Annotated in this window: 24 protein-coding genes; 20 read left to right on the forward strand and 4 right to left on the reverse strand. The window is 47.9% G+C overall.

Annotation, left to right across the window (positions count from 1 at the left end):
- Positions 1-224 precede the first annotated feature (224 nt).
- From mutS to hfq, 5 genes are read left to right on the forward strand one after another with little or no spacing between them, the layout of a single operon-like run.
- A complete protein-coding gene (gene mutS, locus M3212_RS11180) occupies positions 225-2,834 on the forward strand; it encodes a DNA mismatch repair protein MutS (protein WP_251194060.1) in 2,610 nt (869 codons plus the stop codon).
- 30 nt (positions 2,835-2,864) lie between these two features.
- Positions 2,865-4,802, forward strand: coding sequence for a DNA mismatch repair endonuclease MutL (mutL, locus tag M3212_RS11185; RefSeq protein ID WP_251194061.1), 1,938 nt, complete (start codon positions 2,865-2,867; stop codon positions 4,800-4,802).
- Between the two features lie 21 nt (positions 4,803-4,823).
- Positions 4,824-5,621, forward strand: a complete 798-nt coding sequence (locus M3212_RS11190; RefSeq protein ID WP_251194062.1) for a class I SAM-dependent methyltransferase — start codon at positions 4,824-4,826, stop codon at positions 5,619-5,621.
- 24 nt (positions 5,622-5,645) lie between these two features.
- A complete protein-coding gene (gene miaA / locus M3212_RS11195) occupies positions 5,646-6,590 on the forward strand; it encodes a tRNA (adenosine(37)-N6)-dimethylallyltransferase MiaA (protein ID WP_251194063.1) in 945 nt (314 codons plus the stop codon).
- 30 nt (positions 6,591-6,620) lie between these two features.
- On the forward strand, positions 6,621-6,863 hold the full coding sequence (hfq, locus tag M3212_RS11200; RefSeq protein WP_251194064.1) for an RNA chaperone Hfq: 243 nt from the start codon (positions 6,621-6,623) through the stop codon (positions 6,861-6,863).
- 146 nt (positions 6,864-7,009) lie between these two features.
- Here the strand turns inward: hfq and M3212_RS11205 are convergent, their stop codons facing one another.
- Positions 7,010-8,002: a tyrosine-type recombinase/integrase gene (locus M3212_RS11205; RefSeq protein ID WP_251194065.1), complete on the reverse strand. Its 993-nt coding sequence runs from the start codon at positions 8,000-8,002 to the stop codon at positions 7,010-7,012.
- 234 nt (positions 8,003-8,236) lie between these two features.
- Here M3212_RS11205 and spoVK point away from each other — a divergent pair, with 234 nt between their 5' ends.
- From spoVK to glnA, 6 genes are all read left to right on the forward strand, one after another.
- Positions 8,237-9,190 carry a stage V sporulation protein K gene (gene spoVK, locus M3212_RS11210; RefSeq protein ID WP_251194066.1) on the forward strand — a complete coding sequence of 318 codons (954 nt, stop codon included), beginning with the start codon at positions 8,237-8,239 and terminating at the stop codon, positions 9,188-9,190.
- Between the two features lie 189 nt (positions 9,191-9,379).
- On the forward strand, positions 9,380-10,396 hold the full coding sequence (locus M3212_RS11215) for a glycosyltransferase (protein ID WP_251194067.1): 1,017 nt from the start codon (positions 9,380-9,382) through the stop codon (positions 10,394-10,396).
- 84 nt (positions 10,397-10,480) lie between these two features.
- Positions 10,481-11,764: a GTPase HflX gene (gene hflX, locus M3212_RS11220; RefSeq protein ID WP_434084045.1), complete on the forward strand. Its 1,284-nt coding sequence runs from the start codon at positions 10,481-10,483 to the stop codon at positions 11,762-11,764.
- Between the two features lie 6 nt (positions 11,765-11,770).
- Positions 11,771-13,033, forward strand: coding sequence for an aminotransferase class I/II-fold pyridoxal phosphate-dependent enzyme (locus M3212_RS11225; RefSeq protein WP_251194069.1), 1,263 nt, complete (start codon positions 11,771-11,773; stop codon positions 13,031-13,033).
- A gap of 113 nt (positions 13,034-13,146) precedes the next feature.
- Complete coding sequence (locus tag M3212_RS11230) at positions 13,147-13,542, forward strand: MerR family transcriptional regulator (protein WP_251194070.1); 396 nt, start codon at positions 13,147-13,149, stop codon at positions 13,540-13,542.
- A gap of 256 nt (positions 13,543-13,798) precedes the next feature.
- Positions 13,799-15,148 carry a type I glutamate--ammonia ligase gene (glnA, locus tag M3212_RS11235; RefSeq protein ID WP_251194071.1) on the forward strand — a complete coding sequence of 450 codons (1,350 nt, stop codon included), beginning with the start codon at positions 13,799-13,801 and terminating at the stop codon, positions 15,146-15,148.
- Between the two features lie 618 nt (positions 15,149-15,766).
- On the opposite strand, the gene M3212_RS11240 is transcribed toward glnA, so the two are convergent.
- Entirely contained in the window at positions 15,767-16,798 is a 1,032-nt protein-coding gene (locus M3212_RS11240) for a tripartite tricarboxylate transporter substrate binding protein (RefSeq protein ID WP_251194072.1), read from the reverse strand.
- A gap of 183 nt (positions 16,799-16,981) precedes the next feature.
- On the opposite strand from M3212_RS11240, the gene M3212_RS11245 reads away from it, so the two are divergent.
- A complete protein-coding gene (locus M3212_RS11245; protein ID WP_251194073.1) occupies positions 16,982-17,146 on the forward strand; it encodes a hypothetical protein in 165 nt (54 codons plus the stop codon).
- A 46-nt stretch (positions 17,147-17,192) separates the two neighbouring features.
- Here the strand turns inward: M3212_RS11245 and M3212_RS11250 are convergent, their stop codons facing one another.
- A complete protein-coding gene (locus tag M3212_RS11250) occupies positions 17,193-17,765 on the reverse strand; it encodes a CBO0543 family protein (RefSeq protein WP_251194074.1) in 573 nt (190 codons plus the stop codon).
- 450 nt (positions 17,766-18,215) lie between these two features.
- Between M3212_RS11250 and M3212_RS11255 the strand changes: the two genes are divergently transcribed.
- Entirely contained in the window at positions 18,216-18,389 is a 174-nt protein-coding gene (locus M3212_RS11255; protein ID WP_251194075.1) for a hypothetical protein, read from the forward strand.
- 35 nt (positions 18,390-18,424) lie between these two features.
- Here the strand turns inward: M3212_RS11255 and lexA are convergent, their stop codons facing one another.
- Complete coding sequence (gene lexA / locus M3212_RS11260) at positions 18,425-19,048, reverse strand: transcriptional repressor LexA (RefSeq protein ID WP_251194076.1); 624 nt, start codon at positions 19,046-19,048, stop codon at positions 18,425-18,427.
- Positions 19,049-19,198: 150 nt separating this feature from the next.
- Between lexA and M3212_RS11265 the strand changes: the two genes are divergently transcribed.
- From M3212_RS11265 to M3212_RS11295, 7 genes are all read left to right on the forward strand, one after another.
- Positions 19,199-19,465, forward strand: coding sequence for a hypothetical protein (locus M3212_RS11265; protein WP_251194077.1), 267 nt, complete (start codon positions 19,199-19,201; stop codon positions 19,463-19,465).
- Complete coding sequence (locus M3212_RS11270; protein WP_251194078.1) at positions 19,450-20,097, forward strand: YneB family resolvase-like protein; 648 nt, start codon at positions 19,450-19,452, stop codon at positions 20,095-20,097. The genes M3212_RS11265 and M3212_RS11270 overlap by 16 nt, the downstream gene beginning before the upstream one ends.
- A 71-nt stretch (positions 20,098-20,168) precedes the next feature.
- Positions 20,169-20,408, forward strand: a complete 240-nt coding sequence (locus M3212_RS11275; RefSeq protein WP_251194079.1) for a DUF896 domain-containing protein — start codon at positions 20,169-20,171, stop codon at positions 20,406-20,408.
- 216 nt (positions 20,409-20,624) lie between these two features.
- Positions 20,625-22,622 (forward strand): transketolase, encoded by a 1,998-nt coding sequence (gene tkt, locus M3212_RS11280; protein WP_251194080.1) that lies wholly within the window; start codon positions 20,625-20,627, stop codon positions 22,620-22,622.
- A gap of 256 nt (positions 22,623-22,878) precedes the next feature.
- Positions 22,879-23,340 (forward strand): sporulation inhibitor of replication protein SirA, encoded by a 462-nt coding sequence (gene sirA / locus M3212_RS11285; protein ID WP_251194081.1) that lies wholly within the window; start codon positions 22,879-22,881, stop codon positions 23,338-23,340.
- 121 nt (positions 23,341-23,461) lie between these two features.
- The gene (locus M3212_RS11290) at positions 23,462-23,677 is read left to right on the forward strand and encodes a YneF family protein (RefSeq protein ID WP_251194082.1); all 216 of its coding nucleotides are present in this window, start codon (positions 23,462-23,464) and stop codon (positions 23,675-23,677) included.
- Between the two features lie 267 nt (positions 23,678-23,944).
- On the forward strand, positions 23,945-25,009 hold the full coding sequence (locus tag M3212_RS11295) for an endospore germination permease (RefSeq protein ID WP_251194083.1): 1,065 nt from the start codon (positions 23,945-23,947) through the stop codon (positions 25,007-25,009).

Below are 25,009 nucleotides of genomic sequence, written 5' to 3' on the forward strand. Positions count from 1 at the left end.
CTTTGAGGTCTGGCCAGTAGAAGAAGTACAAATGGCGAACCGTTCAGTGGCCCTTTAGGGTCTGGTCAGCAACAAAGGCTTCCAGCCGTAGAACAAACCACCCGTTCTCACGGGTGGTTTTGATTTTTTGCAGAGAAGCTGAGCGTGAAATCCGCCGTGGATGTAAGAATCATTTCAGCTATGTTATAATAAGAACCACTGATAATGAACGTGGAGGAACGAAGATGGCACAGCTTACCCCAATGATGAAGCAATATTTGGAGATAAAGGCTCAATATAAAGATGCCTTTTTATTTTTTCGCCTTGGTGATTTTTATGAAATGTTCTATGAAGATGCCAAGCTGGCAGCCGAAGAGCTGGAAATTACGTTAACCGGCCGCGGCCAGGGACAGGGTGAGGAGCGAATTCCGATGTGTGGGGTTCCCTATCATTCGGCTGATCAATACATATCCCGCCTGATTGAAAAAGGCTATAAAATTGCGATCTGTGAGCAGGTCGAGGACCCGAAGGAAGCAAAAGGCGTCGTCAAGCGCGAGGTCGTCAAACTGCTGACACCCGGAACGGTGATGGACGGCAACCAAATCAAAGAAAAAGAAAACAATTATTTGGTCGGATTGACTTGCTTTGCTGATCAAACATTCGGCCTTGCCCGCGCTGATTTGACGACCGGTGAATGCGCGGTGACGCTGATCGCCGATTTTGAAGAGGTGATCGCCGATATTACCGGCGCCCAGGCGAAGGAGCTGGTCGTTGCTGCCGACTTCTCGCCTGACTTACGCAAACGGCTTGAGGAGAAATGGCCGCTTACGATTTCCGTCGAGGAGAAAACCGAGCTTGAGCCGGATTATGCCGACCTGTGCGCGGAGCTGTCTTCCGACAAGCTCGTTCAAAGTGTGGCAAGACTCGTAAACTATTTAATTCGCACGCAAAAGCGCTCCCTTGCTCATTTGCAGCGGGTTCGCTATTATGCGACGAATTCGTTTATGAAGATGGACACGCATACGCGCCGCAATCTCGAACTGACGGAATCGCTGCGAGAGAAAAAGAAAGCCGGCTCGCTGCTCGCCGTCATTGATCAGACGGTGACGGCGATGGGCGGGCGGCTTGTGAAAAGCTGGCTCGAGCGGCCGTTGCTGTACAAGGAGGAAATTGAAGAACGGCTGGATGTTGTTTCCGCTTTTATTTCCGCTTATTTCGAGCGTGAAGAATTGCGCGAGCAGCTGCGCTATGTCTATGATCTGGAGCGGCTTTCCGGCCGTATCGCCTATGGAAGTGTCAATGCGAGAGAGCTTTGTCAGCTGAAGCGCTCTTTGCAAAGTATTCCGCTGATCAAGCAGACGATTACAGCGATTGATCCAAAGCTTGCGGCACGCTGGTTCCGCGAGGACGAATTCATAGAAAAACTGGTAGATTTGCTCGAAACGAGCCTCGTTGACGATCCGCCGATTTCCGTCACCGAAGGCGGGATGATTCGCGACGGCTTTCATCAGGAGCTCGATTCCTACCGCGACGCGAGCAAAAACGGCAAGCAGTGGATCGCCGAGCTGGAACAGAGAGAGAAGCGCGAGACCGGAGTGAAATCGCTGAAAATCGGCTTCAACCGCGTCTTTGGCTACTATATTGAAGTGACGAGAGCGAATCTTCATCTGCTGCCGGAAGGACGCTATGAGCGTAAGCAAACATTAACGAATGCGGAGCGCTTTATCACACCTGAGCTAAAGGAAAAAGAAGCGCTTATTTTAGAAGCGGAAGAAAAAATGGAGCAGCTGGAATATGAGCTGTTCGTCGCTGTCCGCGAGGAAGCGAAGCAGTACGTCAGCGCGATTCAGTCGCTTGCCCGGGCGATCAGTGAAATTGATGCCCTTGCCGGCTTTGCCGCTGTCAGCGAAACAAGGCGCTACACGCGGCCAAAATTTTCGCCGGACCGCCGGATTCAGATCGTCGCCGGACGGCATCCAGTCGTTGAAACGGTGATTCCGAAAGGGCAGTATGTCGCCAATGATGTCATGATGGAGGAAGGCCGTGAAATGCTGCTCATTACCGGGCCGAACATGGCAGGGAAGAGTACGTACATGCGCCAGCTGGCACTTTTGAGCATCATGGCGCAAATCGGCTGCTTTGTCCCGGCCGATCAGGCGGAATTGCCGGTTTTTGACCAGGTGTTTACGAGAATTGGTGCCGCTGACGACTTAGCGAGTGGACAAAGTACATTCATGGTTGAAATGCTGGAAACACGGTATGCGCTGACGAAAGCGACGGAAAACAGTCTGCTTCTGCTCGATGAAATCGGGCGCGGCACGTCGACCTATGACGGAATGGCACTCGCTCAGGCGATCATTGAATACATTCATGATCATCTGCGGGCGAAGACGCTGTTCTCCACCCATTACCATGAGCTGACCGCGCTTGAAGGCTCACTTGAGCATTTGAAAAATGTTCACGTCTCCGCTGTTGAAGAAAATGGGACGGTCGTGTTTTTGCATAAGGTTATCGACGGACAGGCTGACCGCAGCTACGGGATTTACGTCGCGCAATTGGCCGAGCTGCCGGAAGAAGTCATCTCAAGGGCGGACGACCTGCTCAAGGAGCTGGAAAAGGGCGGTGGACAAGCATGGCACGCGTCGCCGCCTCAGCAGGTCGGTGAACAGCTGTCGCTGTTCGAGGAAGCGGCAATTGCCGAAACCGCCGCGACAACGGAACGAAAGAAGAAGCCGTCTCGCCGCTTGGAGAAGGAAGAAGCTGTGATCAAGCAGCTGAACGAGAAGGATGTTCTTCATATGACGCCAATTGAAGCGATCAGCTTTATCAATGAGCTGCAACGTCTATTAAAGTAAAAGAGAGAAGCTAAGAGAGGAGAGGGAGCGATGGCGAAAATTATCAAGCTCGATGATGCTCTTGCAAATAAAATCGCCGCCGGGGAAGTTGTCGAGCGACCCGCTTCGATCGTAAAGGAGCTTGTGGAGAACTCGCTTGACGCCGGCAGTACGCATATTTTGATCGAAATCGAAGAGGGCGGCTTGAGCTCGCTGCGCATTGTCGATAATGGAGAAGGTATACCGGAAGCAGATGTCGAAACGGCATTTTTGCGTCACGCGACGAGCAAGATCAAGACGGATCGCGATTTGTTTCAGATTAAAAGCCTCGGTTTCCGTGGTGAGGCGCTGCCGAGTATCGCCTCTGTCTCCCATCTGACCTTGCAGACGAGCACAGGCGAAGGCGCGGGCGTGGAGCTGCGACTTGAGGGCGGCGTGATCAAGCATAAAAAAGCAGCCCCTGCCCGTAAAGGGACCGACATTACGGTGACGAACTTATTTTACAACACACCGGCCCGGCTGAAATATGTCAAAACCGTTCATACGGAAGCGGGTAACATTAGCGATATCGTCAATCGACTGGCCCTCGCCCATCCGGATGTCGCCTTTGAATGCTATCACAATCAAAAGGAAATGCTGAAAACAGCTGGAAACGGTGATTTGAAGCAAGTATTGGCGGCAATCTATGGGCGGAATGTCGCCCGTAGCATGCGCCCTTTTTCCAGAGAATCACTTGATTACACGATCGAAGGGTATGCCGGGCTGCCGGAGCTGACAAGAGCTTCACGTCAATATATGTCGATCTTTGTAAATGGCCGCTTTATCCGTAATTATTCGCTGGCGCGCGCGATTCAGGACGGCTATCATACGCTTCTGCCGATCGGCCGTTTTCCAATTGCCGTGGTCGCGATTTCGATGGATCCACAGCTGATTGATGTCAACGTCCATCCGGCGAAGCTCGAAGTGCGCTTAAGCAAAGAGGAAGAGCTTGGCGAACTTCTGACAAAAACGATCCGCGCCCTCTGGCAGAAAGAACAGCTGATACCCGCCGCTGATCTGAACAGGCGTAGTGAAGTTACTCCATCGAAGAAGCAAAGTCAAACTGAGCAGCTCCCGATTCAGCTCGACTACAGCCAGGCTGAAGCACCACGGCAAGTACAGCAGGCTCAAAAGAACGACGAAGCTCCGGCACCGGAACGCCAGCAGGCAGAAACGGTCCGCGAAACGCCGGATCCCGCCCCCTTGTTTTTCTCAGAGGAAGAAAAGCTCGAGACAGCGGCAGAGCAGCAGGAGACCGTCGATGTTAACGGGGGGACAGAGCAGGAAGCACCCGTTGAAACGCCTTCTGCACCTCCTCAGCAGGCAAATAGCGGCATAGAGGAAGCAGTCTCGCCGGAAGCACAGGAGCGCGTGCCGGTTCTGTATCCGGTTGGGCAAATGCATGGGACCTATATCATCGCCCAAAATGAGACAGGGATGTATTTGATCGATCAGCACGCCGCCCAGGAACGGATCAAATATGAATATTATCGTGATAAGGTCGGCGACATTACGCCGCAGGTTCAGGAATTGCTCCTACCGATTACGCTCGAATGCACCGCTCAGGAAAAAGAAATTTTGACGGAGCAGAAAGAAGCGCTGGCCGAGGTTGGGGTTTTTCTTGAAGTATTCGGCACTCAGGCGTTTATTATCAGGTCATATCCAACGTGGCTGCCAAAAGGAGCAGAGGAAGAGACGATCCGGGAAATTATCGATTATATGCTGACGCATCGCAAGGTCGACATCGCCAAGCTGCGCGAGGAAGCGGCGATTATGATGTCCTGCAAAGCGGCGATCAAAGCGAACCGGCATTTACGCCAGGATGAAATGTTTGCCTTGCTGGAAGCGCTCAGAGCGTGTCAGGATCCGTTTACCTGCCCGCACGGACGGCCGATCATCGTTCATTTCTCAACCTATGCCCTGGAGAAAATGTTTAAGCGAGTGATGTAAGGAAAGGAATGGAGTCAGGCGATGATTGTCACTACCGTGGAAAGAAATGCAAAGCAGGTCAGCGAAAAAGCCGAACAAATCAGCCGCAGGCTGGACAGTCCATTTATCGGCCGTGGAAAAAGCTCGGTCGAGGACTTGACGAGGCGCTACCGGACAGATGTGCTCGTCGTCGGAAAGCAAAGGCTGACCCTTTATCCGCAGGAAGGCGGAGAACCGTTTTATTATCATCCTAATTCGGCGATGTTTCGCGTTAAGCAGCTGCTCCGCTCCGGACATGATCCGCTCGTCGAAGCGGCCGGATTGCAGCCGGGGATGAGCATGCTTGATTGTACGCTTGGACTGGCCGCTGACAGCCTTGTCGCCAAGGTCGCCGTTGGACGGGAAGGCAGGGTGACAGGGCTTGAAGCGAATCCCGTTCTCGCCTTGATTGTCGCTGAAGGGCTGAGAGAGTGGCAGGAAGGGAGCAGCGAGATGCTGGCGGCAATGAGAGCGGTCGACGTTGTGGCCGCTGATCATTTCGACTATTTACGAACCCTCCCCGCTCAGTCGATCGACGTCGTCTATTTCGACCCGATGTTTGAAACGCATTTGCCGGCATCGAGCGGAATCAGCGCGTTAAAGCTCTTTGCCTGTCATGAGGAGCTGACGGAGGCTGTGATCGAGGAAGCCCTTCGGGTGAGCCGCTTTCGCGTTGTGCTGAAGGACCATTGGCAGAGCAGCCGTTTCGCCCGTTTTTCCTTTCATGTGTGCAAAAGGCAGCACGCCGCTTTTCATTACGGCTATATTGAAAAAAGAAAAAGTGACACGAAGCAGGTTTGAATTTTGACAAACAGGGAGAAGATGATGAAAAAGAAGCTAGTTGTCATAGTAGGTCCGACTGCCGTTGGGAAAACAGCACTCAGCATCCAGCTATGTCACAAATATAATGGCGAAGTAATCAGCGGTGACTCGATGCAGGTGTACAAAGGGCTCGACATTGGCACGGCAAAGGTGTCGAAAGCCGAGCAGGAAGGGGTACCACATCACTTGATTGATATCAAGGACCCGTCGGAGCCGTTTTCCGTCGCCGAGTTTAAGGAACGCTGCGAGCCGCTGATTGAGCAGATCCATGCCGCGGGCCGCCTGCCGTTTCTCGTCGGTGGCACCGGTCTCTACGTTAATGCCGTCACAAAAGGCTATCAGCTTGAGGCGCTGCCGGTCGACGAAGCTTACCGTCAGCAGCTGGAGGCTTTTGCTGAGGCCCATGGTAAAGAAGCGTTGCACGGGCGATTGCGAGAGGCCGATGCCCGGGCAGCGGAGCTTATTCATCCGAACAATGTCAGACGGGTGATTCGCGCGCTTGAGGTGACGAAGGTGACTGGTAGGCCGTTTTCAGCCCAGCAGCAGGATGAAGGCCGTCACGATTCGCCTTATGAGCTCACCTATATCGGGCTGACGATGGAGAGAGAGCTGCTTTACAAGCGGATCAATCAACGGGTTGACCAAATGATTACCGCAGGGCTGATCGAGGAAGCAAGGTGGCTTTACGATACCGGTTTGAGAACGGGACAGGCCGTGCAGGCAATTGGCTATAAGGAGCTTTTTGCTTACTTCGACGGAGATTGCCCGCTTGATGAAGCGATTGAGATGCTGAAGCAGAATTCACGGCGCTATGCCAAGCGGCAGCTGACATGGTTTCGCAACAAATCAGAAGCGAGCTGGTTTGATATGACGGCTGGTTTAACAGATCAAGTTTTTCACGAAATTTGCACATTTGTTGAAGGAAATAATTCTTCGACAGCGAAGTAAAGAGAGAGCCAATTAGAGGAGGACAATCCGATGAAACAACAACCTATTAATATTCAAGACCAGTTTTTAAATCAATTGCGAAAAGATAATATTGCCGTAACCGTGTTTTTATTAAATGGCTTCCAGCTGCGCGGGCAGGTCAAGGGATTTGACAACTTTACGGTCATTTTGGAAACGGAAGGAAAGCAACAGCTTGTTTATAAGCATGCGATTTCGACGTTTGCTCCTCAACGCAATGTCCAGTTGAAGTCTGAAGCAGACTCAACTCTTTAACATAAAAGGAGTATGCCAAAAAGGCGCATACCTCCTTTGAACATCTGTCGGGAGCACGTTTCTTCCCGCTCGTGCAGCGAGAGTCGCTCCCTGTTTTTGTAAGGGATCTCGTGACACCGGTTAACAGCTGTCTCAAAAGGTAATGCTCAACCTTCTGAGGCAGCTTCTTTTTGTTTCTGCGGCATTTCTTCCACTGTTTGCAAGTAACGCTTTAATGAAAGAGGCGACGTATAGCCGATCCGGCTGATCAGCTCATCCCCTGTTACCCCTTGCCTAAACTGCTCCAAGATAAAGGTGTTTCGCAATGTTTGCGCACTGATTCCTTTGCGCAGCCCGGCCCGCTTCACTTCAATCCGCAGCATTTTCTGGATCGCGATTATCGTCATTCGCTTTGGCTGGTCGTCATCATAGGACCAGTGAAAGGTCTTTCGTTTGAAATCAAAGGCGACAAAGAAAGGGTCAGCGCTATGGTAGCACGGCCGCACCGGTTCCGGGATTGTCTGGAAATAGCGATAGGCGAGCTGCTTATCTCCGTCATCGAGCGTTATCCGGCGTAACGGCTCCTCGTAACGAACGAGGATGTCATTCGTTTCAAATTTGACATCGCGGATCGAAAGGTGATGAACCTCACGCAAGGACAGGCCATATTTCAGCATCAGCACGACGATCAGCTGATTGCGTTCGCGGTAAAAAGGAAAGGTCTCCAGCTGCTGCGCGGACAGACCATGCTCAGAGGAGAGGGTGTGTAAAAGCCGCTTTTTTTCTTTCGCGGACAGCCACTCTTCCTCATTCAAAGGCAATTCCGTCAGATTCGGCGGTTCCAGTTCGAGGACAGGTCGTAAATGCGAACGCCCGAGGCTTGCCTCGTAACGGGCTACCTGGCGCAAGACGCTGTGAATTCGGCGGATCGTCCGGGTGTGGTAGCGGCGCTCTTCCAGTAGCTCAGCGAAAAACAGTTCGAGCTCGGCGGCACTGACTTCCTTTTGGTCGAGCGGCAGCTTGTCCGCCCTCGTTGTCCGGACCCAATTGCAAAAATCGAGCAGATCATAACGGTAGCGCTTCAGCGTAGACGGTTTCCTTCCTCGAAGTGCAAGGTGCTGCAAATACTCCTCCATATAGTGGGCGAGTTCTGTCGTCATGCTCCTCCCTCCTTCCCCTTTAAGTGTACTATCAGTACCTCTTTTTGGAAAGCGAAGGTATCGGCTCCGCACGCAGCTTCTAAAAAGCTCGTGTCTTTTCTTAATATAAGAAACTATAAAAGATAAAACGCCGGCGGTTTTTCTTAATCATTACTCACATGTTCGCCCATTTTTGCGTATAGTGTAAAAGAAGCTATTTGTCTTACGCTGTAGATGGAGCGAAGGGGTGACAGCATGAATAACCCAGCACAGACTAGAAAACGTGGGCGCATCAATGTTGTGCTCAATCATAGAACGGTCGACGCGAACGAGCAAATTGAGCCGTTTTTTCAAACAAAAGAGGAAAGAGAACAGCATGAAATATTGCTGAAATTTGAACAGGAGCTAGGGCAATATGTCGGACTTGAGCAAGTAAAGCGGCTGATAAAAGAAATATACGCCTGGCTCTATATTAATCAATGCCGCAAAGAAAAGGGGTTAAAGGCAAACAAGCAAGTGCTGCACATGATTTTTAAAGGAAACCCAGGCACGGGTAAGACGACAGTCGCCCGGATCATCGCCTCTTTCCTCTTTGAAATGGAAGTGCTGACGAAAGGTCACTTTATTGAAGTTGAGCGGGCAGATCTCGTCGGGGAATACATCGGTCACACGGCCCAAAAAACACGTGATGTTCTGAAAAAAGCCAATGGCGGTGTCCTGTTTATTGATGAAGCATATTCTCTGGCCAGAGGGGGCGAAAAGGACTTTGGCAAGGAAGCAATTGATACATTAGTGAAAGCGATGGAGGATCACCAGCATGACTTCGTGCTGATTCTCGCCGGTTATTCACGCGAAATGGACTATTTTCTTTCTTTAAATCCCGGACTGCCTTCTCGTTTTCCGATCGCGATTGACTTTCCAAATTATACGACCGACCAGCTGATGGAAATGGTTCACCGCATGCTGGAGGAGCGGGAGTATGAGCTGTCAAAGGACGGAGCCTATCACGTTAAGGAGCATTTGCGTAAAATTAGTCAGGAACAGGAGCGAACGTTCAGTAACGGCCGTTATATTCGCAATATCATTGAGGAGGCGATCCGTCTGCAGGCGGTGCGCTTATTAAAAGAGCAGCGCTATGACCGGGATTCGCTGACGCAAATAAAGCGTGAGGATTTTCAATTTCAAGCGTCTCATGTCAAGCTGACATGAGCGGGGAAAGCAGGGGTACCGGAAAACCGGTGGTCCTGCTATTTTATAGCATGACAAAAGCGCGATGCCTTTTCTCCAGTATATAAGGATGACTTCCAGCCTCTTTTTAAATTCTTTCCTGAATGTCTACAGCGGTAAGCCGCATGTGACATAGTAATAGAATATGGAAGCTAAAAGGGGTGAGAAGAAATGAGCGAGGCACGAAAGGTGAAAATACTCGTCTTAATCAACAAGATTTGGGTTTATATAAAGCACCAGCCGAAAATGGATATGATCCGCGCTCTCGAGAAATACGCCGATGTTGAATATTGGCATGAATCGGGAGATATCCGGGAGATTTTAGCCGGTTTGGATCATCGGCCGGATTTTATTTTTCACTACGACATCGCTTGGAGGTACGGTCTGGCGCCAAAGATCACGGGTCTGGGACAAGTCGATATCCCTAAAGGTTGCTATGTGATTGACGTTGACTGGAAGCCAGAGGAACGCAGGAAATATTTCGATGAAAATAAAGTCGATATGATCTTTTCTGCGACGAAGCACCCGTTTTTACAGTTGTTTCCTCAATATAGTGAGCGGCTTTGCTGGTGGCCATGGGCGATCAATCCAGCTGTAATGAAGGACTGGAAGGAAAAGAAAGACATTGATACGTTATTAATGGGTCTCGTTTATATTGAAGACAAAAGTCGCCTGCCTGCTGACAAAAGCCCGAAAGCGATGCCAGTTAAAGGAAGGTACGCGTTTCGGGACGCTGTATTGGAGAGAATGCGGACAGAACCAGGCTTTGTCTATCAGCCCCACCCTGGACATCGGGTCATCGCCTCAGCGAAAAACGAGGAGGTGTTGGTTAACGAGCGCTATGCGCGCGAGTTAAACCGGGCAAAAATCTTTTATACGTGCGGAAGCCGCATTAATGCCGGCGGGATTGCCGTACTGAAGTTTTTTGAAGCACTTGCCTGCAAAACCTTGCTGCTGGCGGAAACGAACTTGGAAATCGCGGAGCTGGGCTTTGCCGATCAAGTTCATTATGTTGCCTGTACCGTCGACACATTTTATGAACAAACACAGTACTATTTAAAAAACGAGGCTGAACGACAGCGGATTAGCCAGGCTGGCTATGAATTCATTCATCGGCACCATACGATTGACCAAAGAGCGATCCAAATGATCGAAGCGATTAAGGAAAAATGTCAGATTCGTTTATGAGTCTTCACTGCCCCTCCTTTCTGCTGCCGTTTCATGGTAAGATGAACAATGATTGTTCATACTAAATGGAAGACTAGCTGAAGGATGTGGAGTAGTGTGCAGGAAGTCCGGCAAAGGGAAACGGAAAAGGTTATTTTAGTCGGTTGTCAATTTAGCGAGGATGATGACAGCTTTGCACGTTCAATGGATGAATTAGCAAGCCTCGTGAAAACAGCAAAGGGAACCGTTGTTGCAGTGGTGACGCAAAAACGGCAGAAGGTCGAACCCTCCACGTACATTGGTCGGGGAAAGGTCGATGAAATCATCGCCTTAATTGAAGAAAAGCAGGCCGATACAATTGTCTTTAACGATGAGCTGTCACCAAGTCAGGTTCGCAATATGCATGTCCGGACAAAGGTGACAATTATTGATCGGACACAGTTGATTTTGGATATTTTCGCGGCGCGAGCCCAGTCCAGAGAAGGGAAGCTGCAGGTGGAGCTGGCACAGCTCTCGTATTTATTGCCGCGTTTGGCTGGACAAGGGCTGGCCCTTTCCCGGCAAGGCGGGGGAATCGGCTCGAAAGGACCAGGGGAAACCCAATTGGAATCAGACCGTAGACATATTCGCCGCCGGATGGATGAGATCAAGCATCAGCTGGAAGCCGTCGTTGGGCATCGTCAGCGCTACCGTGAACGGCGAAAGCAGAATGAGGTCTTGCAAATTGCGATTGTCGGCTATACGAATGCCGGTAAGTCGACCTTGTTAAACCGGCTAACAGCGGCGGATACGCTTGAGGAAAATCAGCTTTTCGCGACACTTGATCCAACGACAAGGCAGTTCATTTTGCCAAGTGGTCTGCAGGTGCTCTTATCGGATACGGTCGGTTTTATCCAGGATTTGCCCACGACGCTTGTCGCCGCTTTTCGCTCGACATTGGAGGAGCTGCAGCACGCTCATTTGCTACTGCATGTTGTCGACAGCTCCAATCCGGATTATCACCAGCACGAGCGGACGGTGAGGACGTTAGTCGAAGAGCTGGGGGCCGATCAGATCCCGCAGCTGTTGGTGTATAATAAAGCTGACGAGCAAGTCGAGGATTTTTTTCCAACACGGACAGAGGACTCGGTTGAGGTCAGCGCATTTGAGCAGGAAGATGTAAATGAATTAAAGAATGTCATTGAAGAAAAGCTGATTGAACAGCTTATGCCTTATCGTGTCATGCTTTCTCCTGACGAGGGACGTTTACTTGCGCGCTGCAAACAGGAAACGTTGCGCAGTGTCCAGCGGTGGGATGAAGCGGAGGAGCAATACGAGGTAAGCGGCTATGTCAGTCAGCATACCGCATTAGGACAAGAATTACGGAATCGGATGAAAGATGAGGAATAACAGAATATGTACAGTCAATTGCACCATCAAAGGCAGCTGAAAGAGCTGACAGAAACGATTGAAAAAAACATTCACGCCCACCATCAGGAGATAGAAGCGGTCGCCTGTGAAAACCAGGCAAAGGTGATGCGTTCTTTTCGCAAGCATCAAGTAGCTGACTTTCATTTTACCCCTTCAACCGGTTACGGGTATGATGACAGCGGGCGTGACACACTTGAAGCGATTTATGCAGACGTGTTTGGAGGCGAGGCGGCGCTTGTCCGCCCGCAGATTATATCCGGGACCCATGCGATTGCCACGGCTTTATTCGGGATTTTGCGGCCGGGGGACGAGCTTTTGTATATTACGGGAAAGCCGTATGACACCTTGGAGGAAATCGTCGGCATTCGTGGAAACGGAAAAGGATCGCTCAAGGATTTTCAGGTTGATTATAATGCGATTCCATTATTGGAATCGGGCTGGATCGATGAACAGCGAATTAAAGAAGCGTTAAACAGCAAAACGAAGGTCATTGGCATCCAGCGCTCAAAAGGCTACGGCAACCGCCCGTCCTTTACGATCGAGCAAATCGGACAGATGATCAGCTTTATTCGCAGCTTGAAGGAGGACGCGATTATCTTTGTCGATAATTGCTATGGTGAATTTGTCGAAACGAAGGAGCCGTGTGATGTTGGCGCTGACATTATCGCCGGTTCGCTTATTAAAAATCCAGGCGGGGGCATCGTGAAAACCGGAGGCTATCTCGTCGGCAGACGGGAGCTGATCGAGCTTGCTTCCTATCGCCTCGCTGCTCCAGGGATCGGCGCGGAAGGCGGGGCGAGCCTGTACAGTCTGCTTGAAATGTACCAGGGTTTTTTCCTTGCCCCCCATGTTGTCTCACAAGCAGTAAAAGGCGCTGTTTTCACCGCCGCCGCCCTAGAAGCGCTTGGGATGGAAACGACGCCGAGCTGGGAGACGAGACGCACCGATTTAATCCAATCCGTCACCTTTCCAACGGCGGAAAAAATGATTACATTCTGTCAGGCAATCCAGGCGGCTTCCCCTGTAAACGCCCATGTTTCGCCGCAGCCAAGCGCGATGCCGGGCTATCAGGACAAAGTCATTATGGCAGCGGGGACCTTTATTCAAGGAGCAAGCATTGAGCTGACAGCGGATGGACCGATCCGTCCTCCGTATGTCGCTTATGTGCAGGGTGGGCTAACATATGAGCATGTGAAAATTGCCGTTCTGCAGGCGATTGATTCAATTATCGAACAGGATATTGACTAGTTGTTCATCGTGTTTTGTAAAGAATGGTAATTCGATGTCAACTAACCTGACATATGTTGACACGGTATGTGACATCTAGTAGAATAAAATAGAGAGCGAAGGAGGTTGCTGACATGAACGATAAAGTTCGTCGAAATATGCCTTTGTTTCCGATTGGAATTGTCATGCAGTTAACAGAATTAACTGCCAGACAAATTCGTTATTATGAACAACACGGTCTTGTCGCACCGGCAAGAACAAAAGGAAACCAGCGTTTGTTTTCCTTTTACGATGTTGATAGACTGTTAGAAATTAAAGCCTTAATTGAACAGGGCGTCAACATTTCCGGGGTGAAACAGGTCATTCAGCTGAAGCAGCAGGCGCAAAATCATGCCGAATCAGAAAAGAAAACAGATAAAAACATGAGCGACCGTGAGCTGAGAAAGCACTTGAAGAATGAGCTTGTCATGGCCGGCCGAATGGGACGCGCTTCCATCATCCAAGGTCAGTTATCACGTTTCTTTCATTAATAAGAATTAAATAAATGAAATAGAAAAAAAGAGGTAGATGAAGGAAAGAAGTGGGTAAAGGAAAAGAGAGCTTGAATGACTCGAATCGGAAAAGAACGTACAAGACTTTTTTGATGACAAGTCATGCTCTGGATTACATTGCTTTATAGATGAAATAAAGGATACTCATTATTTAAAACGATTAAGAAAAAACAACGTCTCTTTAGTGGAGAATTTGTTTTTCTAAATAAATGATTTTGAAAGGGGATTACATAGGATGGCAAAGTATACGCAAGACGACATTATGCGCATTGCAAATGAAGAAAACGTTCGTTTTATTCGTCTTCAATTTACCGACTTATTAGGAATTATTAAAAATGTAGAGATACCGGTTGATCAATTGCCAAAGGCGCTTGACAACAAAATGATGTTTGACGGTTCTTCGATTGAAGGGTTTGTTCGTATCGAGGAATCTGATATGTATCTATATCCGGATTTAGACACATGGGTCATTTTCCCTTGGACACCGGAAAAAGGCAAGGTAGCCCGCCTTATTTGTGACATTTATCAGCCTGGAAAGCCTGGCGAAGAGCCGACTCCATTTGAAGGAGATCCGCGCGGCATCCTTAAGCGAGTGTTGAGCGAAGCGAAGCAGCAGGGCTTCACCGCTTTCAACATCGGACCTGAGCCGGAGTTTTTCCTTTTCAAAAATGATGAAAAGGGAGAGCCGACGCTTGAACTGAATGACAAAGGTGGTTACTTTGACCTTGCGCCAACTGACTTAGGTGAAAACTGCCGTCGTGATATCGTGCTTGAGCTTGAAGACATGGGCTTTGATATCGAGGCTTCTCACCACGAAGTAGCCCCTGGTCAGCACGAAATTGACTTTAAATATGCAGATGCGGTGACAGCCTGCGACAACATTCAAACGTTTAAGCTCGTTGTTAAGACGATTGCTCGCAAGCACGGCCTTCACGCGACATTCATGCCAAAGCCGTTATTCGGCGTAAACGGTTCAGGAATGCATTGTAACATGTCACTATTCGACAAAGACGGCAATGTGTTCTATGACGAATCAACAGACAGTCAGCTCAGCGAAACGGCGATGCACTTTCTCGGCGGAATTCTTAAGCATGCGGAAGCTTTTACCGCACTTACGAACCCGATCGTCAACTCGTACAAGCGTCTCGTTCCTGGCTATGAAGCACCTGTCTATGTCGCATGGTCGATGCGCAACCGCAGTCCGCTTGTCCGGATTCCATCGTCTCGCGGCGTAAGTACGCGTATTGAAGTTCGCAGCCCGGACCCTGCAGCAAACCCTTATCTTGCGATGGCAGCGATGCTCGCGGCAGGCCTTGACGGCATTAAGAAGAAATTAACGCCGCCACCGGCAACAGACCGCAACATCTACGTGATGAGCAAGGAAGAGCGGATCGAAGAAGGAATTAACGATCTTCCAGCTACATTGAAAGAAGCGGTTGACAAGCTGATCAGCGACGATGTGCTTGTTGAAGCTCTCGGCGAACACGCAGTTGAGCACTTTGTAGAAGCAAAAGAAATCGAATGGGATATGTTCCGCACCCAAGTTCACCCTTGGGAACGCGACCAATACCTGCAAAACTACTAAGATGGAAACCCCTTGGCACTGCTGGTGCCGGGGGTTTTTTGCTTGTGGGGATAAAAAGAAAAAGTCGGGTCGTTTGAAAAAGTGCGTACATAAGGAGTGACAAATGCGGTGATTGATTTTATCCTAAATAATTTGATCTTTATCATTGGAGCGATAGCGGTAATTATTTCCTGCAAATATATTCCGCTGATTAGGAAATGTTAATGAAATTGCCACTATTAATCAAGGAAGGTTCGTATGGACAAACAGGGAACAATTAAGAATATTAAAATGAAGTCATCGCAACGTTCGCGGACACTTTTGATGTCATTTCATGCAACATGCAGGCAGGGGATGCGGAAGCGCATTTGCTTTATATAAAAAGCTTGTGAGCTCGTCGATGAGCAACAGCTGGCGCAAGTAAAGGAAAAGATTAGCCGGATTGATATTTTTAACGGCGTTGCGTTATCTTGCTTTTTTTAATTAGCACGTTTTTACTGGGGCTGTACTGGGCTGACCTATCACATTGACGTCGAGGTTGATTTAAAAGCCCCTGCGGTTATAAGGTAAATGTCAAAAGGAGCTTGCTCAAAGGATAAAAGTCCTTTGAGCCGGCTCCTTTTCGCAGCGCTGCTTCGATTATGATTCAGTGTCTATCGACGATAAAATCTCGGTAAACAATTCGATGTCGTTTGTTAATTTTTCATGATAGTCCTCTGAACCGAGCCAGCCTTCCCGAAGATGCAAATAGGAATTTTGCTCAAACTCTTTATATTCAGGAGAATCATAAATATCTTTGACCGTTTCTTCCAGCAGCTCAATAATTTCGGTCGGCACCTCGTTGCGGATCATTAAGCCGCGTTCGACGCCAGTCGTGATGTCATAGCCCATTTCCACGCTTGTCGGTACATCCGGGAAATCCTCAATCCGCTCATCAGCGAAGAAGAGGACAGGCTCCATTTCTCCCGCCTCGATAGAAGAGGCGACAGGACCGACTTCTTCCAGCATCGCATCAATATGGCCACCGAGAAGTGCCGCATGCATTTGACCGGCGCCTTCAAACGGGATGAATTCAATCGCCAGCTCGGTTTCAGCGTGAAGCATCGTAAAAACGATATGATCGGTCGTGCCGATACCCGTACCACCGATCTTTATTGTTCTTGTTTTCGTTTCCTCAAACAAATCGTCGATGTTTTCAAAAGTGTCTGGTTTGATCTGTAACGCAAATGTATCACTTTGCAGGCGGGCTATCGGTGTAAAGACATTTAGTTGATTATCCGTATTTGTTCCCATTGCCACTTGAATCGGGAGAGCACCGGTCGCGACAATCGTATAACCGTCAGCCGGTTCGTTCGCCCCGATTTCCTTCGCGATAACACCGCCTGCTCCCTCATGATTGATTACGTTAACATTAACCCCGAGTCTGTCTTCGAGGCCGGCTGCTACCTGGCGCGAAAATGTATCCATTCCACCGCCTGCTCCATGCCCGACTAAAATCACGATATCCCTTGTCGGATAATCGAGGCTTGCCGCTCCTTCATCAGTTGTTTCATCTGTTTGTTGGTCTTGCTCAGCCGGATCCTCTGTATTCGTCTGCTCGCTCTGTCCGCAGGCGATCAAGCCGAAGCTGATTCCGATTGCGCATAAAATAATAAATAATGGCTTTCTCATCTGTTCTCTTTCCCCCATTTGTGCGTTTACTTATAAAACATACAAAACAGCTATGTTTTATAAGTATTGTAATAATAGTATCATATTTCTGAAAAATGACAACGCATAATTTAATTTTTCTTTGTTTTACAGCGGACAAATCGGGAATAAAACAGGTAACCATCATGAAAAGGAGAGATAAAAGTGGAAAAAAGTAATCTGGAAATGAACATGAGTAAGCAAGCGGCAGAAAGGCGTAAGCAGCTGGAAAAGGAATTAAAAAGCCAATTTAAAAATCCGATTATTCATAAAGCGATTAAAAGCGATGAAGTCTACGTTCCTTTAAAAGTGGAGAAGCTTTGGGGTTAAATAGTAAAAAAACAGAAGTCGACTGCCTAACGTTGACTTCTGTTTGCTATATAACCGGCTCTCTTTTTTTTAAGTATTTGAATAGGGCGGTAAACGCATAAGCGGCGTAAGCGACTAATATGTCAATCAAAAATAAATAAAACAGATTCATCCCTTTGTGTAGCGTAAGTAAGCCGGCCATTCTTGAAAGCGCGCCGAACCCGAAAGAAAAGAGGATGGAACCGAAAAGCGCACAAAGAAAAAAGCTTTTCTGGCGATTGCTGCAATATTGATACAGCAGCATAAATGTAACCGGAAAGAGTACAGCGGTAATCGTGATGCCGGACGGAAGTACATACGTTAAACGATGAGGATGGTCAATCAGGTTATACATGGAAAGCATTTGATCAATATTTGACCAGAGGACGTGAGCCGTATAGCCATAAAAGGATATTTCGAAAAATCTGGTCCGATCAAGCTTTTTATACAAAAAAACAAGTGGTAATAAAATGGTTAATAAATTAACCCAGAAGTACCAGGTGGAATAACCAGAGTATAAATGCCAGTAATCAGAATTTAATTCGAGCAGTTTCTCTTTTGTTCGGTAAATTTCCGAGTAAAGCTCGTGTTCTTCATTCATCCTTTACCCTCCTAAATGTTAAAAAAGGAATTTGCCTTACTATTGTTCGAAGCTGGCTGCCATCCTATACAAAACGGCCCTAAGGTCAAAAAGAAAATAAGAAATAAATCATGTTTGAAGGAAGAAAGGAATGGGTAATTATCAGTAATCAACGAGGGGGGGAGGAATCGGAAGGGAGGAAAGGACCATCACTAAAGTTTCGGCCTTGGGCCAATGTGATGCATCTGCAGCAATGGACCGTAATCTGGCGAACGTAAGAAAAGATGATAAATATGTCATGTTTAAAGAAAGACTTCTTCATAAAAAACACAATGGCTTTACCTCTTTACATACTGGTTAAAGGATATGTCAAAGGGCAACCTTGGTCATATCCTCATTTGCTTTAAAAAAGGGACAAACGTTGCACAGAGGGCGGAAAATGAATGGTTCTGCAAGGAAGGAGGCAGGAAGTTGAAGCTTAGAAAAAAGGTTGAAGAACTGGAAAAAATGATGGAGGATCAGCTGGGGCGGAAGCTTACCGAGCAGGAAGTCGAGTTTCTCAAATGGCTCACCCATTCAGCAAAATCAAGGGAGGAAGGATATCCAGCTTTTTTTAAAACGGAGAATAAAAAACGCTCGTTCTAATGAGAACAAAGCGCTTGTCAGCAGGTATGTTTTGCTTAATGAATCGTCCGAAAAACCCCAATTACTTTACCAAGAACCGTACATTCCTTTAATAAAATCGGTGCCATCGTCGAATTTTCCGGCTGCAGGCGAATATAGTCCTTCTCGCGGAAAAAGCGCTTAACGGTGGCCTCATTTTCTTCGGTCATCGCCACGATAATATCCCCGTTGTCAGCCGATTGCTGCTGTCTCACAATCACCATATCCCCATCGAAAATTCCGGCTTCAATCATACTGTCTCCCTGAATCACAAGAACGTATGTGTTCTCATGCGAAATGAGATGATCAGGCAGGGGCAAATAATCTTCAATATTTTCAACGGCGGTAATCGGGTTCCCGGCAGTGACCTTCCCGATAATCGGAACATAGGTCGTCTTTTGTTCCTTGGTAGTCTGAACTTGATGATCCAAATGAAGAATCTCGATCGCTCTCGGTTTCGTCGGGTCGCGGCGGATGTATCCTTTCTTTTCAAGGCGGGATAAGTGACCGTGAACCGTAGAGCTCGAGGCGAGACCCACGGCTTCTCCAATTTCCCTGACGGAAGGCGGATATCCCTTTTTCTTAACCTCATCCTTAATGTAATCCAGTATCTCCAGCTGTCTTTTTGATAGCTTTGACATCATGTCACCCCAATTCGCTTTCCTGTTTAGCTAAATTGTACCATGCGAACATATGTAATGCAAACGTTAGTTCTAAAAAAACTATTGACACAAACGCTTGTTCTTATTATCATAAAAGCGAACAAATATTCTTATTTGAGGTGAAGCGGGATGATTAAACGACTTACTGGACAGGAATTATTTATTGTCATACTGGCGATTGTCGCATTGGTATTTATGTATACAGCTCTTATAACAAGCGATCGGGGGGAACAGCAGGTGAGCTATGAAAGCGAACAGCTGGAAGAGGAGCTGGTTGCCGGGACAGTGCTTCCCGTGTCATCCGCTAAAGATATGAAGAAGGGCAACCGGCTGTTTGTTTATTCTAATGAAGAGATTGAGCCGGAGAGTGACGGGAACGAATGGGAGCAGCAGTAATTTATTGCCGGGTCAGCACGGAAAAAGCCGAACAGGAATCTTCGTTACGCCGTCAGCTGGCGGAGCTGGTGCAATTAGCTGAAAAGAGGCAGCTTAACGTGATTGAACATATAACGGAAACGGCGAGCGGCTATGAAGTGGACCGTGAAGGAATGCTTGCCGTCCTTGACCTTTTGCAGGAAGGGAAAGCAGATACGCTTCTGATTCAGGATGATACCCGTCTTGGGAGAGGGAATGCGAAAATTGCCCTGCTTCATCAGCTCCGCAAGCTGAAGGTGACCGTGCTTTCGATACGGGATCAAGGTGAGCTGTCTCTGTCGGAGGCGGACGAGATGGTATTGGAAATCGTGGCGATCGTGGAGGAATATCAGCGCAAGCTGCAAAACAGCAAAATCAAAAGAGGGATGAAAGCCGCTGTCAGGAATGGCTATCAGCCTGAACATAATTTAAAACGGACAGGCGAAGGCGGGCGTCATAAGAAGGAAGCGCCGATTGAAGAGATCATCCGGCTCAGAAAGCTGGAGCTGACCTTTCATGACATCGCTGCGACGCTCAGGGGACTGGGCTACGACATCTCTAAAGCGACCGTTCACAGACGCTATCAGGATTATGTCCGGGAGCGGCAGGAATAAGCGAGGTGCCTTCTGTTGAAAGAATCACTGTCTTCCTGTAAAGTTATAAGAACATGGAGGTGGCTTTAGCGATGCTATCAAAAGAAAAAATAGCGAGAATTAATGAATTGGCCAAGCGGGCGAAAACATCCGGGTTAACGAAATCCGAAGCGAAGGAACAGCAAACGCTTCGGAGTGAATATATTAAAACGTTCAGGCAGTCGTTCAAACAACAGCTGCACAATGTCACGGTTGTCGATGATAATGGAAATGACGTCACGCCTGACGCCCTTAAATTGAGCAAAGAAAATCAAACGAAACGCCAACATTAATGAATGGACAGTGGCTTTTCTCTTGCAGTTATTCCGGTATTTGGAGTAGCTGCTTTTTTTACAGAAAAAAATGGTGCTGCGCGGTTTTTCAGGGGCGAAACTGAGCATTCTAACATACAGTGAATCTTCAGAGAACACTTGTGAAAACATGGGATAAAGTATATGATATAAAGCGAAATGCTCGTTTTCACCTATTGGAAAGGATGGTTGTTAAGGATGGGAAATAAAGTTGATGCGTTAGCGATTAATACGATTCGAACACTGTCGATTGATAGTATTGAAAAGGCGAATTCAGGACATCCCGGAATGCCGATGGGAGCGGCGCCGATGGCCTATAGTTTATGGACAAAATGGATGAACCATAATCCGGCGAACCCGAATTGGGCCAACCGTGACCGGTTTGTTTTATCAGCGGGACACGGCTCCATGCTGTTGTACAGTCTGCTTCATCTTGCGGGCTATGATCTTTCGCTTGAGGATTTAAAGCAATTCCGTCAGTGGGGAAGCAAAACTCCTGGACATCCGGAATATGGTCACACGCCAGGGGTTGAAGCAACGACAGGTCCGCTTGGACAAGGGATCGCGATGGCGGTTGGAATGGCGATGGCCGAACGTCATTTGGCAAGTACATACAATAAGGATGATTTTCAAATCGTTGATCATTATACATATTCAATTTGCGGAGACGGTGATTTGATGGAAGGCGTTTCGGCTGAAGCCGCTTCGCTTGCCGGTCATTTAAAGCTGGGTCGCTTAATTGTTCTGTATGATTCAAACGATATTTCTCTTGATGGAGACCTGCACGTATCCTTCTCTGAAAACGTGGAAGAGCGCTACAAGGCTTATGGCTGGCAAGTGATTCGTGTAGAGGACGGCAATGATTTGGCGGAAATCAACCAGGCGCTTGAAGCAGCGAAGCAAGACGAGCGTCCGACACTAATTGAAGTAAAGACGGTCATTGGCTACGGTTCACCGAACAAATCCGGTAAATCAGCTTCTCACGGCGCGCCGCTTGGTAAAGAGGAAGTAGGCTTGACAAAATCAGCTTACAAGTGGGTATTTGAAGAGGATTTCCATGTTCCGGATGAAGTGCGCGAGCATTTTGCTGCTGTAAAAGAACAAGGCGCTCAACAGGAACAGGAGTGGAACGAGCTGTTTGCAAAGTACAAGCAGGCTTATCCGGAGCTTGCGGCTCAATTTGAGCTAGCATTAGAAGGAGAGCTTCCGGAAGGCTGGGACGCGAATGCCCCGGTTTATGAGACCGGCTCAAAGGTAGCGACCCGTTCATCTTCCGGCGAAGCGCTCAATGCTTTTGCAGCAACAGTTCCTCAGCTTTTCGGCGGTTCAGCCGACCTTGCGTCTTCAAATAAAACGATGATGAAAGGTCTCGGTGACTTCAGCCGTGATCATTACGAAGGCCGAAACATCTGGTTCGGGGTACGGGAGTTTGCAATGGGAGCGGCGGTGAACGGAATGGCGCTTCACGGCGGACTGAAAGTATTTGGCGCAACGTTTTTTGTCTTTTCTGATTACTTGCGCCCGGCGATCCGACTCGCGGCGTTAATGAAGCTTCCAGTCATCTATGTCTTCACGCATGACAGTATTGCCGTCGGAGAGGATGGCCCGACTCACGAACCGGTTGAACAGCTGGCGTCTCTTCGCGCGATGCCGGGGCTTTCTGTCATTCGCCCTGGTGACAGCAACGAAACGGTTGCCGCTTGGAAGCTCGCGCTCGAAAGTAAGGATACACCAACGGCTCTCGTCCTAACACGTCAAAACCTGACGACGATCGAAGGCACTTCCGAGCGCGCCTACGAAGGTGTGAAAAAGGGTGCGTATGTCGTTTCGAAAGCGAATGGGAAAGCGGATGTACTGCTGCTGGCGACTGGTTCCGAAGTACCGCTTGCGGTTGAGGCACAATCAGTGCTTGAAAAGGAAGGCATTTATGCTAATGTTGTCAGCATGCCAAGCTGGGACCGCTTTGAAGCGCAGCCTCAGGAATATAAGGATGAAGTACTTCCTCCAACCATCAGTGTACGCCTTGGGCTTGAGATGGGCTCTTCCTTAGGATGGGCTAAATATGTCGGTTCAGCCGGCGATGTGCTGGCGATTGATCAATTTGGAGCATCGGCTCCGGGTGAAAAGATTATTGCAGAATATGGCTTTACCGTCGAGAATGTTGTCGCTAAGGTAAAAGCTTTATTACAAAAATAAAAGCTTGATCAAGTGGAACGGTGTCACGGCTGGCACCCGGCCAAGGAAAGCAATAGTGAAACGATGGCAGTGACGGGGGGTTCCGCGTTCTGCGGGAAGCGGTCGGGCTTTATAAGGAGGAGCAAAAGGAAATCAACCCTTTTGCCCCTCCTTTTTTTCGACAAAACTAGTGTGAAAATTCGCTCTTTATTAGACAAGGAATGTTAGTACCTTTTTGTATACTGAATAGAGACCAGTTGAGGAAAGGGTGTCCATGATGAGACATTATCAATTATTCATATTTGAAGAAAGTGTTGCTCGTCAGTATTACGGACAAGAGGCGAAATTGTTTCATTTGTTTAAAGAACATGAACAGGCTAAGGGGGAAAAGCGTGAGCTGTTGAATAAACAAATTGAATACATTACGAAACCCATTCCGGCTTTACTGTTGCAACAAAAATTAAATGAAGCGTTTAGTTATGAGCGGGGCTATATCCAGCATAAGAACAGATACTTTCTTGATTTGTTCAGCCGGGGAGCGAAGGCGGAATTAATGATTGAGCGGCGGGCGCTCTATCTGACTTCGGATGGTGAGGAGAGCACCGAGGCGGAGACGATGTTCTTTGAAGTGCTGCGGAAATGTGAACCGACCTTCTTCGCACTTTCACTTAACGAACAGCGCTTTGGCTGGCTGCGGCCGATCAAGCAGCAATTTCCATTATCACAGTCTCATGGCTAAGCAGACCCTTAGCGATATTTTCCTTAAGTGCTTTTAAATCCTTTATCATTACGATATAATGGATTAGGTTGATTGGCGGTGTCCAATCGGTTTAATAGCACGAAGGAGGACGTTGGTACTTATGTGGATTCATATTCTTGGTTATACACTGGCTGTCGTGGCTGGAATTGCGCTCGGCTTCTTTATCGCACGTAAGACGATGATGTCTTATTTGAAAAAGAATCCGCCGATTAATGAGCAAATGCTCCGTGTCATGATGATGCAGATGGGTCAGAATCCATCCCAAAAGAAAATCAATCAAATGATGAAAGCGATGCAGAAGCAGCAATCGAAATAAGCTTTATTCGCAACGGTTTCAAACAGTCTCCTGTACGAACGACGGACAAGCTGTTTGCGCCGCTTGCTTACTCTTTCATCAAACCACTTTTTTCTGCTAGATGAGCAGGGAAAGGTGGTTTTTTTGTTAGGCGCCAAAAGCAGGAATTTCTCGTTTCAGTCGCTTGTAAATTGTGTCAGCCCCGCTTCCGTTTTCCCTCACTCCTGTATAAAAAGTCCAAAAAATCTAACACTACAAACAAAATACGGGATTGGAATAGAGTGAACGATGAGAAGGAAAATTACGATTACGCAATTGTTCAGTATTTTTTTATTAAGTACAGGCTTTAGTAATCATGTTATTTTGACTCCTATATTAATTGGCTCGGCGGGCAGGGATTCCTGGCTCAGTGTGCTCATCGGCTATGGGTTTATGCTGCTGTTTTCGATTTTACTCGTGTATGTGACCGGGCGGTTTCAGGAAAAATCCTGTTTGCAGTGGATCTCAATGACTGTTGGCAAAGTGGGCAGTCGGATCATTGCTTTTTTCTTACTCATTTACTTGTTCGTCACAGGCTGGACAAGTATTGAAGAAACAGTAAACTGGACATCGGAAACGTATTTACTCAATACGCCGGAACTCGTTCTTGCGCTCGGTTTTCTGTTGCCATCATTCTTTATTGCTTATCATCATTTGAATCTTCTCGCGATCTGCGCCGGCATCATTCTACCATTTGTCATTATATTAGGTGTGTTCGTCTCGATTGGAACGATGATCGATAAGAACTATGAGTTGATCACTCCGTTCCTTGTTGAGAACAGGTGGCAGGATGTGCTACATGGCTCGGTTTATGTGATCGGCTCTGGCGTGGAAATCTTTTTGTTCATCTTCATGCAGCACGAAATAAGGCGAACGATTACATTTTTCCACCTTGCCTTGTTGAATACATTTCTCGCTGTATTAACGGCCGGTCCTTTGATTGGCAGCATCGCTATTTTTGGCGTGCATGAAGCGAAAAATATTCGATATCCGTCATTTTTTCAATGGCGCCTGCTCAGAATCGGTGATTATTTCAATCATGTCGATTTTCTGGCGATTTATCAATGGTCGGCCGGTAATTTAATGCGGATTGCCCTCGTGCTTTATTTGATTACGCATCTGCTTTCGATTAAGGAGAAAAAAAAACGGATTCTCGTTCAGCTGTGTATCTGTCTAATGTTTATTATTCTTATTTTACTGCCTATCTCGAATGAAATGCTTCTGTCCTTTCTTCACCTTTATTACATAATGGGAGCCGTGTTTGGCTGCTTACTGACGGGATGTATCGCATTATTCATTAAATTCTCAAGATAA

This window comes from Halalkalibacter oceani (assembly GCF_023715705.1).
GTDB lineage: Bacteria > Bacillota > Bacilli > Bacillales > Bacillaceae_D > Halalkalibacter > Halalkalibacter oceani_A.

Coding starts and splice junctions, on each gene's coding strand:
- hflX (WP_434084045.1), top strand. CDS start 10,481: ATGTGGAGTAGTGTGCAGGAAGTCCGGCAAAGGGAAACGGAAAAGGTT.
- M3212_RS11270 (WP_251194078.1), top strand. CDS start 19,450: ATGGGAGCAGCAGTAATTTATTGCCGGGTCAGCACGGAAAAAGCCGAA.
- sirA (WP_251194081.1), top strand. CDS start 22,879: ATGAGACATTATCAATTATTCATATTTGAAGAAAGTGTTGCTCGTCAG.
- M3212_RS11295 (WP_251194083.1), top strand. CDS start 23,945: ATGAGAAGGAAAATTACGATTACGCAATTGTTCAGTATTTTTTTATTA.
- M3212_RS11240 (WP_251194072.1), bottom strand. CDS start 16,798: ATGAGAAAGCCATTATTTATTATTTTATGCGCAATCGGAATCAGCTTC.
- M3212_RS11275 (WP_251194079.1), top strand. CDS start 20,169: ATGCTATCAAAAGAAAAAATAGCGAGAATTAATGAATTGGCCAAGCGG.
- M3212_RS11250 (WP_251194074.1), bottom strand. CDS start 17,765: ATGAATGAAGAACACGAGCTTTACTCGGAAATTTACCGAACAAAAGAG.
- glnA (WP_251194071.1), top strand. CDS start 13,799: ATGGCAAAGTATACGCAAGACGACATTATGCGCATTGCAAATGAAGAA.
- M3212_RS11225 (WP_251194069.1), top strand. CDS start 11,771: ATGTACAGTCAATTGCACCATCAAAGGCAGCTGAAAGAGCTGACAGAA.
- M3212_RS11290 (WP_251194082.1), top strand. CDS start 23,462: ATGTGGATTCATATTCTTGGTTATACACTGGCTGTCGTGGCTGGAATT.
- M3212_RS11190 (WP_251194062.1), top strand. CDS start 4,824: ATGATTGTCACTACCGTGGAAAGAAATGCAAAGCAGGTCAGCGAAAAA.
- M3212_RS11205 (WP_251194065.1), bottom strand. CDS start 8,002: ATGACGACAGAACTCGCCCACTATATGGAGGAGTATTTGCAGCACCTT.
- lexA (WP_251194076.1), bottom strand. CDS start 19,048: ATGTCAAAGCTATCAAAAAGACAGCTGGAGATACTGGATTACATTAAG.
- M3212_RS11215 (WP_251194067.1), top strand. CDS start 9,380: ATGAGCGAGGCACGAAAGGTGAAAATACTCGTCTTAATCAACAAGATT.
- mutS (WP_251194060.1), top strand. CDS start 225: ATGGCACAGCTTACCCCAATGATGAAGCAATATTTGGAGATAAAGGCT.
- M3212_RS11230 (WP_251194070.1), top strand. CDS start 13,147: ATGAACGATAAAGTTCGTCGAAATATGCCTTTGTTTCCGATTGGAATT.
- M3212_RS11265 (WP_251194077.1), top strand. CDS start 19,199: ATGATTAAACGACTTACTGGACAGGAATTATTTATTGTCATACTGGCG.
- spoVK (WP_251194066.1), top strand. CDS start 8,237: ATGAATAACCCAGCACAGACTAGAAAACGTGGGCGCATCAATGTTGTG.
- hfq (WP_251194064.1), top strand. CDS start 6,621: ATGAAACAACAACCTATTAATATTCAAGACCAGTTTTTAAATCAATTG.
- tkt (WP_251194080.1), top strand. CDS start 20,625: ATGGGAAATAAAGTTGATGCGTTAGCGATTAATACGATTCGAACACTG.
- miaA (WP_251194063.1), top strand. CDS start 5,646: ATGAAAAAGAAGCTAGTTGTCATAGTAGGTCCGACTGCCGTTGGGAAA.
- mutL (WP_251194061.1), top strand. CDS start 2,865: ATGGCGAAAATTATCAAGCTCGATGATGCTCTTGCAAATAAAATCGCC.